The 17,912-nt window shown below is 38.8% G+C and carries 13 protein-coding genes and 1 riboswitch; of the genes, 5 read left to right on the top strand and 8 right to left on the bottom strand.

Translation table 11 applies throughout. The annotated features are described in order from the left end of the window. Positions 1-16: 16 nt before the first annotated feature. The 8 genes from AC27VX_RS05865 to AC27VX_RS05830 all read right to left on the bottom strand — a co-directional run bounded on the left by AC27VX_RS05865 (position 17) and on the right by AC27VX_RS05830 (position 11,881). On the bottom strand, positions 17-1,177 hold the full coding sequence (locus AC27VX_RS05865; RefSeq protein WP_236858840.1) for an acyl-CoA dehydrogenase family protein: 1,161 nt from the start codon (positions 1,175-1,177) through the stop codon (positions 17-19). 90 nt (positions 1,178-1,267) lie between these two features. Then, entirely contained in the window at positions 1,268-2,764 is a 1,497-nt protein-coding gene (locus AC27VX_RS05860; protein ID WP_488694365.1) for a CoA-acylating methylmalonate-semialdehyde dehydrogenase, read from the bottom strand. 135 nt (positions 2,765-2,899) lie between these two features. Next, on the bottom strand, positions 2,900-4,351 hold the full coding sequence (locus tag AC27VX_RS05855) for a bifunctional 2-methylcitrate dehydratase/aconitate hydratase (RefSeq protein WP_300689315.1): 1,452 nt from the start codon (positions 4,349-4,351) through the stop codon (positions 2,900-2,902). Between the two features lie 152 nt (positions 4,352-4,503). After that, positions 4,504-5,658: a bifunctional 2-methylcitrate synthase/citrate synthase gene (gene prpC / locus AC27VX_RS05850; RefSeq protein ID WP_236858837.1), complete on the bottom strand. Its 1,155-nt coding sequence runs from the start codon at positions 5,656-5,658 to the stop codon at positions 4,504-4,506. Between the two features lies 1 nt (position 5,659). Then, complete coding sequence (gene prpB / locus AC27VX_RS05845) at positions 5,660-6,556, bottom strand: methylisocitrate lyase (RefSeq protein ID WP_300689319.1); 897 nt, start codon at positions 6,554-6,556, stop codon at positions 5,660-5,662. Between the two features lie 456 nt (positions 6,557-7,012). Further along, positions 7,013-7,205, bottom strand: a riboswitch (cobalamin riboswitch). A 904-nt stretch (positions 7,206-8,109) separates the two neighbouring features. Then, entirely contained in the window at positions 8,110-9,030 is a 921-nt protein-coding gene (locus AC27VX_RS05840; RefSeq protein WP_488694362.1) for a carbohydrate kinase family protein, read from the bottom strand. A 61-nt stretch (positions 9,031-9,091) separates the two neighbouring features. Further along, entirely contained in the window at positions 9,092-10,438 is a 1,347-nt protein-coding gene (locus tag AC27VX_RS05835; protein ID WP_488694360.1) for an MFS transporter, read from the bottom strand. Between the two features lie 6 nt (positions 10,439-10,444). After that, positions 10,445-11,881 (bottom strand): mannitol dehydrogenase family protein, encoded by a 1,437-nt coding sequence (locus AC27VX_RS05830; RefSeq protein ID WP_488694358.1) that lies wholly within the window; start codon positions 11,879-11,881, stop codon positions 10,445-10,447. 160 nt (positions 11,882-12,041) lie between these two features. Between AC27VX_RS05830 and AC27VX_RS05825 the strand changes: the two genes are divergently transcribed. The 5 genes from AC27VX_RS05825 to AC27VX_RS05805 all read left to right on the top strand — a co-directional run bounded on the left by AC27VX_RS05825 (position 12,042) and on the right by AC27VX_RS05805 (position 17,821). Beyond that, the gene (locus tag AC27VX_RS05825; protein WP_488694356.1) at positions 12,042-13,049 is read left to right on the top strand and encodes a LacI family DNA-binding transcriptional regulator; all 1,008 of its coding nucleotides are present in this window, start codon (positions 12,042-12,044) and stop codon (positions 13,047-13,049) included. Positions 13,050-13,219: 170 nt separating this feature from the next. Further along, positions 13,220-14,164, top strand: a complete 945-nt coding sequence (locus AC27VX_RS05820) for an MBL fold metallo-hydrolase (protein WP_488694354.1) — start codon at positions 13,220-13,222, stop codon at positions 14,162-14,164. 507 nt (positions 14,165-14,671) lie between these two features. Next, complete coding sequence (locus AC27VX_RS05815; RefSeq protein ID WP_236858829.1) at positions 14,672-15,556, top strand: helix-turn-helix domain-containing protein; 885 nt, start codon at positions 14,672-14,674, stop codon at positions 15,554-15,556. Between the two features lie 78 nt (positions 15,557-15,634). Further along, positions 15,635-16,720, top strand: a complete 1,086-nt coding sequence (locus tag AC27VX_RS05810; protein ID WP_488694352.1) for an SMP-30/gluconolactonase/LRE family protein — start codon at positions 15,635-15,637, stop codon at positions 16,718-16,720. A gap of 60 nt (positions 16,721-16,780) precedes the next feature. Then, entirely contained in the window at positions 16,781-17,821 is a 1,041-nt protein-coding gene (locus AC27VX_RS05805) for an aldo/keto reductase (protein WP_236858827.1), read from the top strand. The last annotated feature ends 91 nt before the right edge of the window (positions 17,822-17,912 follow it).

The following is a 17,912-nucleotide window of genomic DNA, read 5'->3' as shown; positions in this document are numbered from 1 at the left end:
TTTTTCAATTCATTAATTATCTTATCTGCAAAGTAGCTCCTTCTTCAAGAATTTTTCTTGAGATGACCAGTTTCATAATTTCATTGGTTCCTTCTACAACCTGATGTACTCTGGCATCACGCATTAATCTTTCTACCGGAAAATCCTGTGTACATCCATAGCCTCCTAAGATCTGAAGGGCTTCATTACAAATATTAAAACTCATATCAGTAGCCAGCCTTTTGGCCATTGCACAATAGGTTGTAGCATTAACGTCTTTGGAATCAAGCTTAAATGCTGCAAGTTGTACCATTTGGCGGGCTGCAACCAGTTCTGTGGCCATATCCGCAATTTTAAACTGAAGCGACTGAAACTGAGCCAAAGACTTCCCGAATTGCTGCCTTTCATGCATATAACGCTGAGCCTGATTAACAGCGCCCTGAGCTGCACCTACAGAGCAGGTTCCTATATTGATACGGCCTCCGTCCAACCCTTTCAGTGCAATTTTAAATCCTTCGCCTAATTTACCTAAAAGATATTTTTCGTCTACCTCAACATCGTCTAAAAATACAAAACGAGTTGGCTGAGTATTCCAGCCCAGTTTTTTTTCTTTTTCTCCAAAGCTGATTCCTTTAGTATCAGAAGGTACAGCAAAAGCACTAATTCCTTTCGTGCCTGATGCTCCTGTACGGGCCATCACAATAAGTATATCGCTTTCTCCGGCTCCAGAAATAAACGCTTTGGTTCCGTTAATAACGTATTGACTTCCGTTTTTTACGGCTGTAGTTTTCAGTCCTGCCGCATCTGAGCCTGAGCCCGGTTCGGTAAGGCAGTAAGAACCCAATAGTTTACCTGATGCCAGATCCGGACACAATTCTTTGCGAATCTCTTCATTCCCAAATTCATCCACCATCCATGAAACCATATTATGTATGGTAATATAGGCTGTGGTTGAAGGACAGGCAGCAGCCAATTCTTCAAATATAATGGCAGCATCCAATCGTGATAGTCCCAATCCTCCGGCTTCCTCACTTGTATAAACTCCGCAGAATCCCAGCTCTCCTGCTTTAGCGATAGCTTCTCTGGGAAATTTCTTTTGGGCATCCCACTCAGAGGCATAGGGAAACAGCTCTTTTTCAGCAAATTTTCTAGCTGCATCCTGGAATGCCAGTTGGTCTTGACTTAGGTTAAACTCCATTTCCTTTAATTAAAAATTGTTTTAATTGAGAATTGAAAATTATTGGCAGAGAATGAAAATCATTTTCAATTCTCAACTTTCAATTTTTCACTATTTAAGATTTATTGTCATATTCACATGACCTCCCGGTACGTCTTCTTCAAACCAGCGGGCAGTAATAGTCTTGGTTTCAGTATAGAAACGAACGCCCTGTTTCCCGTAGGAATGTAAGTCGCCGAAGAATGATTTCCTCCATCCTGTGAAAGAAAAAAACGGCAATGGTACAGGAATAGGAAGATTCACTCCAATCTGTCCTACCTCAATCTCGTGCTGGAATTTTCTGGCAGCGGCTCCGGAGTTGGTAAAGATCGAAGTTCCGTTTCCGTAAGGATTTTCATTAATGATCCTGATTGCTTCATCTAAAGTTTCCGCCTTTAGCAATAATAATGCAGGTCCGAAAATTTCTTCTTTGTAGATATCCATATCAACGGATACATTATTAAATAAGGTAGGCCCTACAAAATAGCCTTTCTCATACCCTTCTACTTTACAGTTGCTTCCGTCTAATAATACTTCAGCTCCCTGATCGTATGCACTTTTAATTAATCTCAGAACTTTTTCTTTAGATTGCTGATTAATCAATGGGCCGAAAGCTGCAGATTCATCAGACCATACTCCAGGTTTGATGGTTCCTAAAGCCGTTTTAATATCTTCTACCCAATTCTGAGCCTCACCTACCAATACAGCAACACTGATTGCCATACAACGCTGACCAGCTGCACCACAGGAAGCTCCTACAAGGTTATTGATCACCTGCCCTTTATTGGCATCGGGCATTACCACCATATGATTTTTTGCTCCTCCAAAAGCCTGAACTCTTTTCAGATTGTCTGTTCCTGTACGGTAAACATGTTCAGCAACCGGAACAGAACCCACAAACGAAATAGCCCTGATGTCAGGATGGTTTAAGATATGGTTAACCTGATCTTTTGAACCGTGAACAATATTCAGGACTCCTTTGGGGAATCCTGCCTCTAAAAACAGCTCTGCCATTTTCATGGAGGTCATAGGAGTCTGCTCTGAAGGCTTTAAGATAAATGCATTACCACAGGCAATGGCCATAGGAAACATCCACAAAGGAATCATTGCAGGAAAGTTGAAAGGTGTAATTCCCGCACAAACTCCAAGAGGCTGTATATAACTGTATGTATCAACTCCTCGTGCTACATTTTCTACGGTCTCCCCCATCATCAGAGTTGGAATATTACAGGCATGTTCCACCACTTCTATTCCGCGCCATACGTCTCCCATAGCATCAGCAAAGGTTTTTCCGTTTTCTCTGGACAGAATTTCGGCAATTTCTTTTTGGTTTTCCTTTAGGAGCTGCTGGTACTTCAGAAACAGCCTTGCTCTTTCGGGAGTGGCTACTTCTTTCCATGTTTTGAAAGCTTCTTTTGCCGCTTCAATAGCTTCATCTATTTCGGATAGTTCTGTAAGAGGAACTTCCGCCAGAATTTCCTGTGAAGCAGGATTTTCTACAGGAAGATAGTTTTTAGTTGTACTTTCTGTAAAATTTCCATTGACTAATATTTTTATTTTTTGTGACATAGATTTTTTTTAGTGTAGCGTGGAGAATTGAAAATGGAAAGTGAAAAATTGGAGAATGGGAAATGCAATAATAACTCAGCCTCTACATGTTTAATAACTTTTCATTTTCAATTTTCAACTCTTATCCTTTCATTTTTAAATTACTAAAAGATCAACAAATTCATTGACATCAAGGTTGATCAGTACATCATATTCCAACGAATTTTCAAGAATTGTTCTCTGTTGTTTTTCAGGGAAGATACGGGCGAGATTGACTTTATATTTTTTGATCAGCTCAGGAATACCTTCTTCTCTTCTACGCTTGTGGCCAATAGGATATTCTACTACAATTTCATCCAGGATAGTCCCATCGTTCAATTCTATAGTCATCGCATTGGCAATGGAGCGTTTTTCCGGATCATGGTAATCTGTTGTAAACTGAACATCTTCTACGCATTCAATTTTATCACGAAGAATATCAATTCCGGGATCTGAAGCAATATTATCTTCATAGTCTGCCGCAGTGAGTCTGCCGTAAATCAATGGAACGGCAATCATGTATTGGATACAGTGGTCACGGTCTGCAGGATTGTTTAATGGTCCTTTTTTATCAATAATTCTTATAGCAGCTTCGTGAGTACGTATTGTAAGTTTTTTAATATCATCTGTTGTTTTTCCAAGGTCTTTTAATTTTTTGTGTAATGTCATTGCTGCTTCTACTGCTGTCTGTGAATGAAATTCTGCAGGGAAAGAAATTTTGAAGAGTACATTTTCCATCACATAAGAACTGTAGTCTCTCTGAAATTTAAACTCATTTCCTTTGAAAGAAACATCATAGAATCCCCATGTTTTTGCTGTTAAAACAGATGGATATCCCATTTCACCTGTTTTAGCGATCAAGGCAAGACGTACTGCTCTTGAGGTGGCATCTCCTGCAGCCCATGACTTACGCGAACCTGTATTCGGAGCATGTCGGTAAGTTCTCAAAGACTGCCCGTCAACAAATGCTAATGATACGGCATTGATTATTTCATCACGGTTCAGGCCGATCAGTTTTCCAACGACTGCTGTTGAAGCCAGTTTTACCAGTAATACATGGTCTAAGCCAACTTTATTGAACGAGTTTTCCAACGCCATTACTCCCTGAATTTCGTGAGCCATGATCATTGCCTCCAGCACCTGTTTCATTTTTAGAGGAGCTTTTCCTTCTGCCATATTGGTTCTGGATAACCAGTCTGCTGTTGCTAAGATTCCTCCAAGATTGTCCGACGGATGTCCCCATTCTGCGGCCAGCCAGGTATCATTGAAATCCAGCCAACGGATAATAGCTCCGATATTGAATGCTGCCTGAACAGGGTCTAGCTGAAATTGTGTACCAGGAACTTTTGCTCCGTTTGGAACGATAGTCCCCTTTACTATAGGTCCTAAAAGTTTTGTACATGCCGGATAAGTCAATGCTTCCAGGCCACACCCGATTGTGTCTAAAAGACAGTAGTGAGCAGTCTTCCAGGCTAAATCATTTTTAATTTCGTAGTTTAATACATAGTCTGCAATATCTGCTAATACGTTGTCCGGTTGTGGTCTTTCGTTTGAAATGTGTGAGCTCATTTTTTATAATTGAAAATTTTGATTAATTGAGAATTGAGGATAAGAATTGAAAGTGGGGAGTTAAAAACTGATCACCAACTGCTTAAGGAGTTTAGTCTGGGCATTATTAATAATTAATTTTCCAGTTTTCACTTTCAGTTTTCAACTTTGAACTATTTCCTCTCGTTGATAGATATAAATTCTTTGTTTTCAGGGCCTGTATAATTGGCACTCGGTCGGATGATCTTCCCATCCTGTCTTTGCTCTATGATGTGGGCACTCCATCCTGTTACTCTTGAAATAACAAATAGAGGAGTGAACATCAGAGTAGGAACTCCCATTAAGTGATAAGAAACGGCGGAAAACCAGTCAAGATTCGGGAACATCTTCTTTTCTTCCCACATGACGGTTTCCAGTCTTTCTGCGATATTATACAGCAGCATATCTCCGGCTTCTTCAGAAAGCTGCTTAGCTACCTTTTTGATCACCACGTTTCTTGGGTCTGAGATGGTATATACCGGATGCCCGAATCCAATGATGACTTCTTTATTGGCGATACGCTTACGGATATCTGCTTCTGCTTCATCCGGGGAATTGTAACGGCTTTGAATTTCAAATGCTACTTCGTTGGCTCCTCCATGCTTTGGCCCTCTCAAAGCACCAATAGCCCCTGTTATACAAGAATAAAAATCGGAAGCTGTTCCCGCAATGACACGCGCAGTAAAAGTGGACGCATTAAACTCGTGCTCAGCATAAAGATTTAGAGATATTTCCATTGCCTTTACCCAGGAATCAGGAGCTTTTTTGCCATGCAACAGGTGTAAGAAATGCCCGCCAATAGTGTCATCATCTGTTTCAACATTGATTTCTTTACCATTATGAGTATAGTGATACCAATATAATAGCCCTGAGCTAAATGATGCCAGAAGTTTGTCCGCAATATCTCTTGCTCCTGCCATATTATGATCATCTTTTTCCGGCTGAATACTTCCGACTGCAGATACCATTGAGCGCATGACATCCATTGGGTGTGCTGCTGCGGGAATACTCTTTAAAATATTTCTTACAGAATGAGGCAATCCTCTTAGAGACTTTAATTTTGCTTTATAGTTTTTCAACTGGGAGGCGGTAGGCAGCTGGCCGTATATCAGAAGATAAGCAACTTCCTCAAACTCTGTTTTTTCTGCCAGATCCAGAATATCATATCCTCTGTAGTGAAGATCGTTTCCGCTCTTTCCTACACTACAAAGCGCTGTATTCCCTGCTGTGACCCCCGAAAGAGCGACGCTCTTTTTAGGTTTAAATGTTGGTTCGGTGCTCGTTGACATATCAATTATTTTGTTTAAAAAGGTTATCTAATTTTTGTTCGTAATTATAATATCCGATGCTTTTATAGAGCTCTTCCCTTGTTTGCATCGTATCCAGTACATTGGCTTGTGTGCCTTCTTTGCGGAGATGTTCGTATACATTCTGAGCTGCTTTGTTAGCCGCACGGAACGCAGAAAGAGGATAAAGGATCAACCCTACCCCTGCATTTTTCAATTCTTCTACAGTATACATTTCAATCATTCCGAATTCTGTTATATTGGCTAATACTGTGATTCCTGTGGCATCAACAAATTTTTGATAAAAGGTTATGTCCGGAACGGCTTCTGCAAAAATAAAATCTGCTCCGGCCTCTTTGTAAGCTACTGCTCTTTCCAGTGTCTTTTCAAGACCTTCATTAGCGAAAGCATCTGTTCTGGCGCCAATTACAAAATTATCATCACTACGGGCATCCGCAGCAGCCTTCAGTCTGTCTACCATTTCTTCTTTGCTTACCACTTCCTTTCCAGGGCGGTGTCCGCAGCGCTTTGCACCTACCTGATCTTCAATATGTAATGCGGCTGCTCCGGCCTTGATCAATGATTTCACCGTTCTTGCCACATTAAATGCAGAAGGACCAAATCCAGTGTCTACATCTACCATTAACGGGAGGTCGCAAACATTGGTAATACGCTGAACGTCTATTAAAACATCTTCCAGCGTCGTAATTCCCAGATCCGGAATTCCTAAAGAACCTGCCGCCACACCTCCACCGGAAAGATAAATAGCATTGAAGCCAGCCTGCTGTGCGAGTAACGCATGATTGGCATTAATAGTTCCAACAATCTGAAGAGGACTTTCTTTTTCCATGGCCTCCCGAAATTTCATACCGGGAGACTTCAAACTTTCACTTTTAGTCATTATAATATTTATTGTTTAGTTGAAATTTGTTCGTAGAAGACAATAGACAAACATTGCAGTAAGCAGCTCTATCCAATGATTGGGCGATAAAAAGTAATGAACGGAAGAGAAGCAAAGTAATGCTCTCCGTTTTCCGAAATTCGGAATTTTGAATAATTAAGTTCCTGCAAACCTGTTTGTTTCCAAGTCTGCTGCTCCTGCATAAATAATCGAGATCGGATAGATACACTTTTTAACTTTTTATGTTGATTAATAAAAAGTTCCTGATAAACTTCACAATACCTTTGGGAAAGAAAACTATGGAAAAGGAAAATACGGTGAACGATAGCATAATGAAAAAGCATACTGCTCCATTACCTATTTGTATCACAAAATAACATGACCTGACAAAGATTTTTGACCAAAATGTTATCCATATCGTATCATACCTGACTATAAGCTTCAGACCGCGAAAGCATCGTCAATTCGAAATAGGCAGGTCTCCTGACTTGTAACAGTTTTTATCGTCCTTCCCATATACCGGGTATACAGTGGACCTTTATTTTGATAAAAACCTTATCCGTTACTTACAGTTGCGCGACAGTTCGTGATTTGCACACGATTCCCTTTTAATACACAGCTAAGTGTAACCATTTTCGGTTGATAAAGAAGGTGTTAAGAACTCCTTGGTGGTAAATATAAGTATTTTATGAAAATGACCAAGAGATTTTATGCAAACAATAATTATTCCAAGCTAATCAACTGTAAATGTATCATTTAAAAAAACACAATTAACAATTCAAACATTACAATTTAGGCAATAACATTAATTTTTCGTTACTAAATTCATAAGATATGACGGTAAAATATTAAACCAACCTAAATAAAAACCTTATTTTACCTTTGCTTGACATTCACAAATAACAGATGTTTTCAAGGAAATTTTTGCCCTTTTTTACAAAAGTATTTTCTGAAATTTTCGCATAGGTAAAATCCGTATTGAGTGTCTGAAATTTTTACTGAAAACTTTACTGAAATTGTATTTTCAGAGACTTTATCGTAAGACATTTTACTTTAAAATAAGTTTCGGCCCATTGCTAAAAGCAATGGGCCGAAACTTATTTTTTACCACTTTCAACAAGCGAAAATATTATTTTATTTTAAATCTCTAGATTTTAGCTCTTCCTGTAATTCCCGGTCGATTTTTTTTGAATTTATGACAAAAGGAATAAAAACAACAGGTAAACATGTAAAGAATCCAAAACCATTTTTCACTGTACTGTAAATAGAAATACCAGCCATAAACCCTACTATCACTGCATTCATTATTTTGTTTGAACTGGCTTTTTTCGCTCTTTCTATCAGTTCCTGATTGTTTAACTCATTCAGTTTATTTTCTATTGGTTATTTAGATTTAAAGGTTACGAAATTTATACTAAATTGTTGAGCTAAAACATCCAACAGTATAAATAACCAAGATACAAAAAATATTTTTCCAATAAAATAAGAACAGCTAAAGGATCAGTATTCCTTTAGCTGTTCCGGTTGTAATGTTTGAGTTCATGTTTTGAACCTTAGCTGAGAGCAGTAACGGGATAACGGTTTTTAAATCTTTTAAAATCTTTTAAAGTATATTCCGGGCAGGCGCCTTCCTGTGAAGTAATAAAGGCCCCCAGTGAAACCGCCTGAGTCATAATCTCATGAGCAGAAGCTTCATTCCCGATCCTTTTGGATAAAAATCCTGCCAAAAATGAATCTCCGCTTCCCACCGTATCTTTAACCTCAACCGGGATTGTAGGATAGAGATAAAAACGATCATCTATAGCATACAATGCTCCTTTACTTCCTTTAGAAATAATAATTTCCCGAATCCCGAATTTGTCCTGCAGATATCTGATACTGTCTTCTTCGGTTTTATATTCTTTATCTAGAAAGTCCAGAACCATCCTCAGTTCTGCTTTATTGAATTTTGCCAAATGAGTTTTATGCAGCAGTTCGTTAATAATTCTGATATCGTAATAAGGTGCTCTCAGATTGATATCGAAAACATTATAACTTCCTGTTTCAAGCAGTTCAAATAATGTATTTTTTGTTTTTTCATTTCGGGCAGCCAATGTTCCAAAAACCAAAGCATCTGCTGTTCTGGCAGACTTAAGATTTTCAGGTGTCGTTTCTATAAAATCCCAGGCTACATTTTCTACAATATCATAATGGGCATCGTTATTTTCATCCACAGTAGCAACAACAGTGCTTGTAGGATATTCCTGATTGATCTGAATAGTATCTGTAGGAATCTGCCAGTTTTTAATCTTTTGCAGCAATTCGTGGCCAGGTTCATCATCTCCCACGCTGCTGATCATCTCTACATTTACACCCATTTTAAAAAGGTGGTACGCCACATTGAAGGGTGCTCCCCCGATTCTTCTTTGAGCCCCGGGAAATATATCCCAAAGAACTTCTCCAAAACAGACTATTTTATGTTTTTTTTCTTCCATTATTAATTGAATTATATTTTTCTAGTGTTGATAGACTAAAGATAGCTAAGAAAAGTGATTATCAGCTTACGATATCTTTTTCTCTTATTCTGGAACCGAACATGGCATAGCAAAGCATCAGTAATTCACAGATTACCGTAAGAAACCATGTCCATCTCCAGGACCCGAAAACATCTGCCAGACCTCCCTGAATAAGCGTAAAAACGGCTCCTCCAAATACGGCAGAAATAAATATTCCTGAAGCTTTTGAGGTATATTTGTTTAACCCTTTTATAGAGAGTGAATAAATACAGCTCCACATAGATGAATGCAGAAGACCGATAGCCACCAGAAACCAGAGATTCTGAGTAACCATAGAAACCAAAGCAAATACACCCGCTAAAACAGTTGTTACAATCAGCTGAGTTCTCGCAGATATTTTGTTAAAAAAGCTTGATACAGATCTTCCTACAAGAAATCCCCCCCAATAAAGTGTAGACAACAAAGCATGAATTCCAAAATCAACTCCGCCAATGATAATATCTGTTTTACCAAAGAAACTGATCGGGTGTCCCGAATCCATAAGCTCAAAAGCATAAAGATTAATATTGGCTCCGATAGCCACCTCTGTTCCCACATAAAAGAATATCGCAAGAACTCCCAACACAAAATGCCGGAATGACCAGATACTTCTTTCCAGTTTTTCACCATCTGCAGCCCTTGTGTTCGCAATATCCGGCAGATAAAGCTTTTTGGTTACCATAATAATGATCAGGATACACAGGATAAGCATTGAAAGCGGAAACAGCAATTGTCTTATCTCAATACTTTCTATCGAAATACCGCTGAACATTACAACTGTGACAAAAAAAGGTGCTGAAGTAGTTCCTATAGAGTTAATGGCCGTTAAAATATTCAGACGCTGAACAGGCTGAGTACCTTTCATTTCGTAAGAGGCTGCATAAGGATTCACAACCACCTGAATAATCGCTGCAGAAGTTCCCATAAGATAAGATCCTACAACAAAAATCACAAATGCAAAAGGAATGACGGCATCTTTAATACCGAATTTCAAATCGGGATACTGAGATCCGAACCATGATGAAGACAGATACATAAACAGTCCTGAAATCATAAACAAAAGCCCCCTGAGAATGGTATTTTTATATCCAAAAGCATTTACCCATTTACTTCCCAGTGTCCCATTCAGCAGGTAACCCAGAAAAAAGAAAAAGGTAGTCATTGTCGTAAATGTATTTTTGAGACTTCCTGCATGACTGAGAAAAGTGAACTTCAAAGGAGCCTGCAGCTGTTCATTTACCGTAGTCAGAAACCCAACGATAAAGTAAATAAATGTAATGATCGCAAAGGGAAGAATGGGATTATCAGACTTTCCTCCCGAAGACTTTATATCAGTTGGTGTGATCATGGCAACTTATTTTATAATTGATTTTAAAACAGGACCACATCCCTCTTCTTTTATTGCATTCACAAAACCCGTATATAAGCCTGTAAATTTATTTGAATCCTTAAGATTCATTCCTTTAAAAGCTGATAATTCTAGAAAGTCAAGTGGTTTCTGGCTTTTGATCAGGTTTTCATCATTTGCTGTAAGCCACGGCTCTGCAATTTCATAGGAACTGCCAGAATCATCAGTTTTATACTTCAGATAATGCCTATAGGAAGCAATCAGAAAAGCAGGGCGGACAAGATCGGCATCAGCTTTGATCATATTATCAAGATTAGGGATAATATACACAGGAAATTTTGAAATTCCATCAAAACACAGACGGCTCACCTGGTCACTCACACTATGATTGGAAAATCTTTCGATAAGTGTGTTTTTGTATTCATTGAGATCTGTATTTTCAGGAGCGGGAACAAAAGGAGTGATATCAGTATCCATGAAATCGCGGATAAATTTTATAATAGTCTGATTTTCCATTGCCTGGTCCACTTTTCGGTACCCCATCAGAAAAGAAGGATAAGACAACAGCGTATGTGAAGCATTTAAAAGACTAAGTTTCATATTTTCAAAAGCGGTCACATCATTGGTAAATTCTACTCCTGCTCTCTCCCAGGCAGGCCTTCCGGCAATAAAATTGTCCTCTATCACCCATTGTTCAAAATCTTCACAGTAAACGGGAGCCAGATCATCAATCCCGCTGTTGCGGTTCAGCCGGGTAATGTCTTCAGATGTTGTGGAAGGAGTAATTCTGTCCACCATACTGTTGGGGAAAGTAACATTGGCATTCACCCATTCCGCAAGTTCTTTGTCTACGGCTTCTATAAATGCTGTAAAAGCTCTTTTGGCTGTATTACCGTTATGCTGAAGGTTATCACAGGAAAGTATGGTAATTCCTCCGCTATTTCTCATTTTTCTGAGGCGTAATCCTTCTGCAATAAACCCGAAAACAGTAGAAGGAGTTTCCGGACTCTGTAAGTCGTGCTGTATTTTCGGATCATGTAAAAGAAATTCTCCTGTTTCTTTATTCAGATTATAACCGCCTTCTGTGATCGTTAAGGTGATTATTTTCACATTGCTGTCGGCAATCTTCTCTTTTACGGCCTCAGGATCTTCTATTCCCCAGATGAGTTCGTTTAATGATCCTATTTTGTAAACCTGGTCAGTTCCCGTTCTTCCGCACACCGTAAGTGTATACTCAAGATTCTGAGCTCTCAGATCACGAACAATTTTTTCATCTGAAGGCAGCAGACATACACCACATATTCCCCACTGCCGCTGATCCTCGGATTCCAGTAAAATGTTGGTATAAAACTGCTGGTGGGCACGGTGGAAGTTTCCTACGCCAATGTGTAAAATTCCGGACGTTATTTTTTGAGTATCGTAATGATAAGAAATTGCATTCATATAGAGAATTAATAGTATTTAATCAATGTGTTAAAACTATATTAACAAACAGTTTATCATTTGTTTTTTTTGAAAAATTTACACTGGGAACGTTCTCAAAATCCCGGGCACGTTCCCAATTGCCGATTTTTTCACTAATTTTATCCCCAAAGATGGCCCAATGAAACGTATTACCATTAAAGATCTATCAAAATTTTTGTCATTATCTACGTCTACGATCTCCCGGGCGCTCCTGAACGATAAAAATGTTAATGAAGAAACCCGGAAACGGGTACTGGATGCAGCCGGTCAGTTAGGATATAAACCGAACCTTACGGCTTTAAATTTAAAGTCCGGACAGTCAAAGACGATAGGTGTCGTAGTGCCTGAAATGGTAACCCCTTTTTCAGCAAAAGTTCTTGAAGGAATTCAGAATATAATGTATCCTCTGGGCTACAGGCTGGTGATTACCCAGTGTGACGAAAATCCTGTCATTGAACGAAAAAATCTCCAGCTTCTGGAAAGTTTTGATGTGGATGGCATCATTATCAATTTATGTCATGAAACGCATAATAATGATATCTACCAGCGCATCATCAATCAGGGAACTCCATTAGTTTTTTTCGACAGAATTCCTGATAATTCTCTGGATGTTTCCAAGGTGATTGTAGATGATTATGTCCAGGCATCCCTGATGGTGGAATACCTGATCAAAACAGGAAGAAAAAGGATCGCTTACATTATGGGTCCACCTACCATCCGCAATGTCATGGAAAGGCTGAACGGATATAAAAGAATTCTGAATAAATACAATATTTTTGATGAGCAGCTGATTGTAAAAACGGAAGGAATGACTTTTGAACACGGCAGAAATGCAGCAGAGCAATTATTGCAGAAAAATATAGAATTTGACGGTATTTTTGCGTTCACTGATACCCTGGCCATTGGAGCTATGAACTATCTTTTTGAGCATAACATAAAAATTCCCGGTGATGTAGCCGTTGCCAGCTTTTCCGGCACGGAATTATCAACCATGACCTACCCTCAACTAACGAGTGTACAACAGCCACTGGTAAAGATGGGTAAAGCGGCTGCGGAATTAATTCTGGAAAAAATAAAAGACCACTCAAAACCCGGCAGAACAGTCTTAATGGATGCAGAGCTTGTATACAGAGGTTCTACTCTTTAGTTTTTAGCAGCTCGACCTGATTTGATAGCTTATATATAGAATGAATTATTAGGAGGTATTAATTTCATTTTAAGAAAAGACATTCCTGGCAAACCAGTGTATAATCGATAAAAAATAACGTAAATTTGCTCTATCCTATCGCTAAGTATAGGTTTTCTAGTTTCAAAAGAATGAAAAAAACAGCACTTACTTTATTTGCTCTTGTTGTGCATATTTTCTGCCAGGCGCAAAATTTTGATCTTATTCCACTGGGGATTTATGGCGGAGAGCAGGAAGATAACCTATCCGCTTATTTAGTTGGAGTACCGAAAGATAATGCATTTATCTGTCTGGATGCAGGAACAGTAAATGCAGGAATACGGAAAGCCATTGAATTAAAAAGCCTGAATGGCCCTGAAGAAAATGTTCTTCGGGATCAGATCAAGGGGTATTTTATTTCTCATGGTCATTTGGATCACCTATCCGGGCTTATTATCAACTCCCCTGCTGATTCTAAAAAAGATATCTTCGCAATTGCACCGGTGCTTCAGATTCTACAGAATCATTATTTCATTACAGATACCTGGATTAATTTTGCAGATCAGGGCCAGAAGCCTATCCTAGGAAAATATCATTATAATGAACTTCAGGAAGGGGTGGAAACTCCTGCAAAAGAGACTCCGTTTTTTTTAAAAGCTTATGAACTGAGCCACGTTAACCCTTATAAAAGCAGTGCTGTACTGGTGAGAAGAGATGATCATTATCTGCTTTATCTTGGAGATACGGGTGCCGACCGTATTGAAAAATCCCAACAATTAGACAAACTTTGGGAAAGTGTTGCTCCGCTTGTAAAAAAAGGCCAGCTTAACACCATATTAATTGAAGTCTCTTTCCCAAACAGCCAGCCTGAAAACCTGTTGTTTGGCCACCTTACTCCTAATCTTTTATTAGAAGAGCTGGAAAAACTGAAAGAAAAAACAGGGCAAAACAATCTGAAAAAACTGAATATTGTAGTCACTCATAGAAAACCGACAAAAGATAATCCGGAAATTATAAAGAAGGAATTACTCAAAAATAATCCTTTACAGATCAACTACATCTTCCCGGAACAAGGCAAAAAAATCAGTTTACCTTAATAGAAATGAGACAGAAGCCTGTCTCATTTTTGTTTTTATAAATCATTTGTTAATTTTTAATAAGCTTATAATTTGCGGTCGAAGTGTCTTTATCTACCGAGTAGCCATCAGCTAAATCGAGAATCCAGCCGTCACCTGAAATTTTCTTCCTTGAAGTCTCTTCTTCAATAATTATTGAACCGTTATAATGTTTAAAAATTTTATCAAATTTTGCTTTTAGATCAGTAGGAATGCTAATTTTAAATTCATCAATAAATAAATCCGTCAGATCTGTTTTTACTGTATTTTTTCCAGTTTGAATTAATTAATTTTAATAATTTTTTGGGTCTGCCGAGCTATTATAAGGGTGGATTATTATGATATTTTTTTCATAGTTCGGCTCTTTACCGTAAGACCCTGCTAATATCACTGATAATTATGACCACTTCTATAAAGGCTTCTTTTCTTTTATCCGGACAGTAGGATTCAAGATTTTATTTTCCTTATTTTTGTTATATAATATAGTATATGCACGTCGACAAATATACAGGAGAAAAGAAGGTACATCCGGGGGAACATATCATTTTAACAGCAGAGAACATTGCGACAACCGAGATATGCAGACAAGAGCATTCTCAACCCGTTCACAAGCAGAAGATGCTGAAGGATCATTTCCTGTTGTTTGTTACTCAGGGTACCCATGAAGTACGGTTGGGAAATGATTGCTATTTGGTTCATAAAGGCGAAATGGTACTTCTCAAAAAAGCAACCTATGTGGAGTTTGTAAAGCGTGGTAATCCGCATAATGATTTCATCTATGAAAGTGTTTCCTTCTCTTTAAAAAAAAGTATCATTGTTGACTTTATAAAGCTCATTGAGATCGACGGCTATATCAGCACTTCATCTGTAGCCGAAGATGAGGTTCTTATTCATCCCTATGGCGCACGCCTTCAGACATTCCTGGAATCGCTCAAACCCTATTTCGATGATAATGAAGAGGTAAAAATGGGATTATTCAAACTGAAAATCCTTGAACTGCTGTATGATCTTTCCCAAACGAATGCCCAGTTCCTACAACAGCTGATAAGACTGAACCAACACGAACCTTCTGATCTTCTGCAAACTATGGAGGCTCATTATCTTGAACCCTACTCCATCAGTGATCTTGCACTCATATCAGGAAGAAGCTTATCCAGTTTCCGCCGGGATTTTGAAACCACTTTCCATACAACACCTGCAAAATGGATCCAGGAAAAACGTTTACAAAAAGCTCGTGAGCTGTTTCTTACCACAGAACTTCAAATCACGGAAGTATGTTATGAGATTGGCTATGAAAACGTTTCCCACTTTTCCAGATTATATAAAAGTTTCTTCGGATACAGTCCCAGTGAAACTAAAAGTCAAGTAATTTGAATTTTTTAGTACAGTCCTTTTTATTTTAATGTCTGATATTTGTTGAAGCGTAACCACGCGTTCTTCAAGAAATAAGACATGAAAAAAATAATTCAATTCGCTGTAGTCTTAAGTTTCGGATATACAGGATTATTTGCACAACAAAAGCATTCTCAGAAATTAACAACTGTTTTTGAGGATCAGGATCACCAGCTGACTGGAGTCGCCGTATCTGCCTCTGAAAGAGTATTTACCAATTATCCCCGCTGGGGTGAACCTTACAGGTATGCTCTGGTAGAAGTAACAGGTACCAATACCTCCGTCCCTTTCCCGGATGAATCATGGAATGAATGGAAAGGTACGGGTGACAAAATGAAACATTTCCTTTGTGTACAGGCCGTTATAATTGATGATCAGAACTCAATGTGGGTAGTAGATGCCGGTTCTACACAACCTTCTCAGGATAACGATAAAGGTCAGAAGCTGGTTAAGATCAATCTTACTACCAATACCGTAGAGAGGGTCTATCCTCTTGCGGGAGCTTCTGATGGTAAAAGTTATATGAATGATACACGGATTGACACCCGTAAAAAACTGGCCTATATTACCAATTCCAATGAAGGAGGAATAGTGATTGTAGATCTGGTATCCGGAAAGGCACGCCAGGTTCTTTATATGGCTAAAGCCACTCAGACCGATCCTGCCTACCAGGTAAAAAGAAACGGGAAAACATTGCTCAGAGACGGCCAGCCTTTTCATGTACAGTCGGATGGCATTGCTTTAAGCCCTGATGGTAAACAGCTTTATTTTAAGGCATTAACAGATAATTCTCTTTATCATATTTCCACAGCAGATCTGAATAACGAATTATTATCTGAAGCGGAACTGGAAAAGAAAGTCGTATTTGACGGAAAATTTACGACTACTGACGGAATGGCTTTTGACCATAAAGGCAATCTATATTTAGGAGATCTGGAAGAAAGAAAGATCATTCGTATTACTCCGTCATTGAAGACTGAAACCGTAATCCCGGCCAATGAAGAACTTGCATGGCCGGATAGCTATCACATTACTAAAGATGGATGGCTCTACATCAGCTGTTCGCGTATTGACGAGCAGCCTCAGTTTCACCAAGGTAAAAGTGAACGTAAAGGATCTTACAAAATATATAAGATACACCTTTAAACAAAACTTCTCTAAAAACATCGCAAAAAACAACCTAAATTAATACAAAATAAATACATTATGGAATACAGACTATTAGGAAATTCAGGATTATACGTGTCCGAGCTCTGCTTCGGAACTGGAACTTTTGGGGGAGTACATGGTTTTGAAGCATGGGGAAGCACTCAGGTAGCTGATGCTAAAAGAATCATTGACATCTGCATTGAAGCAGGAATCAATTTTTTTGATACAGCAGATATTTATTCTCAGGGAGTTTCCGAAGAAATTTTAGGGAAAGCCATCGAGGGAAAAAAACGGGAAGACCTTATTATTTCCACCAAATCCACATTTCCTTTTGGTGAAGGGCCCAACAATCAGGGATCTTCCCGCCAGCGCATCATTCAGCAGGTGGAAGGAAGCTTAAAACGGATGAATACAGACTATATCGATGTGTATCATATGCATGGTTTTGATGCTGTAACTCCTGTGGAAGAAACCCTAAGAGCATTGGATGACCTTATTGAAGCCGGAAAGATCCGTTATATTGCCTGTTCCAACTTTTCAGGATGGCATCTGATGAAATCACTGAGCATTTCTGAAAAATATGGCTGGAATAAATATATTGCCCATCAGGTGTATTATGCTTTAACGAATAGAGATTATGAATGGGAACTGATGCCACTCGCCGAAGATCAGAAAGTTGGAGCAATCGTTTGGTCTCCGCTTGCAGGAGGAAGACTTGGCGGTAAATTCAGCAGAAGTAAAGAATGGCCTACTTCAGGGCGTGTAGCAGAAGGTGGAAGCCCTGTACATGAAGACAGCATCGAAAGAGAAAATCTTTACCGTATCACAGATGTTCTGGAAGCTATTGCTGACGAAACGCAGAAAACAGTCCCCCAGGTAGCTTTAAACTGGCTTCTGCAAAGACCTACCATTTCAACTCTGATTATCGGAGCCCGTAATGAAGAGCAGCTAAGAGATAACTTGGGAGCAACAGGCTGGAAATTAACTGAGGAGCAGATTCAAAGGCTTAATGATGCAAGCAAAGCAAAAGCACCATATCCGTACTGGCACCAGACAGAACGTCCGAAAATAAATCCGGCAGTCAATATTTTCATATAGAATAAGCTATTTTTTAATCAAAAGGTAAGGAAATGAGGTATTTCATATTCCTTACCTATTTTTTTCAATCTTTTTCTTATAATACACTGAT

The sequence above is a fragment of the Chryseobacterium sp. 14P4.3.2 genome (assembly GCF_057799275.1).
The sequence above is the reverse complement of the archived record's forward strand: the minus strand, read 5'-3'. Positions and strand labels throughout refer to the sequence as shown.

Bases quoted from the DNA above. Each gene is read 5' to 3' on its own strand.
- AC27VX_RS05865 (WP_236858840.1), bottom strand. From the start codon at position 1,177: ATGGAGTTTAACCTAAGTCAAGACCAACTGGCATTCCAGGATGCAGCT.
- AC27VX_RS05860 (WP_488694365.1), bottom strand. From the start codon at position 2,764: ATGTCACAAAAAATAAAAATATTAGTCAATGGAAATTTTACAGAAAGT.
- AC27VX_RS05855 (WP_300689315.1), bottom strand. From the start codon at position 4,351: ATGAGCTCACACATTTCAAACGAAAGACCACAACCGGACAACGTATTA.
- prpC (WP_236858837.1), bottom strand. From the start codon at position 5,658: ATGTCAACGAGCACCGAACCAACATTTAAACCTAAAAAGAGCGTCGCT.
- prpB (WP_300689319.1), bottom strand. From the start codon at position 6,556: ATGACTAAAAGTGAAAGTTTGAAGTCTCCCGGTATGAAATTTCGGGAG.
- AC27VX_RS05840 (WP_488694362.1), bottom strand. From the start codon at position 9,030: ATGGAAGAAAAAAAACATAAAATAGTCTGTTTTGGAGAAGTTCTTTGG.
- AC27VX_RS05835 (WP_488694360.1), bottom strand. From the start codon at position 10,438: ATGATCACACCAACTGATATAAAGTCTTCGGGAGGAAAGTCTGATAAT.
- AC27VX_RS05830 (WP_488694358.1), bottom strand. From the start codon at position 11,881: ATGAATGCAATTTCTTATCATTACGATACTCAAAAAATAACGTCCGGA.
- AC27VX_RS05825 (WP_488694356.1), top strand. From the start codon at position 12,042: ATGAAACGTATTACCATTAAAGATCTATCAAAATTTTTGTCATTATCT.
- AC27VX_RS05820 (WP_488694354.1), top strand. From the start codon at position 13,220: ATGAAAAAAACAGCACTTACTTTATTTGCTCTTGTTGTGCATATTTTC.
- AC27VX_RS05815 (WP_236858829.1), top strand. From the start codon at position 14,672: ATGCACGTCGACAAATATACAGGAGAAAAGAAGGTACATCCGGGGGAA.
- AC27VX_RS05810 (WP_488694352.1), top strand. From the start codon at position 15,635: ATGAAAAAAATAATTCAATTCGCTGTAGTCTTAAGTTTCGGATATACA.
- AC27VX_RS05805 (WP_236858827.1), top strand. From the start codon at position 16,781: ATGGAATACAGACTATTAGGAAATTCAGGATTATACGTGTCCGAGCTC.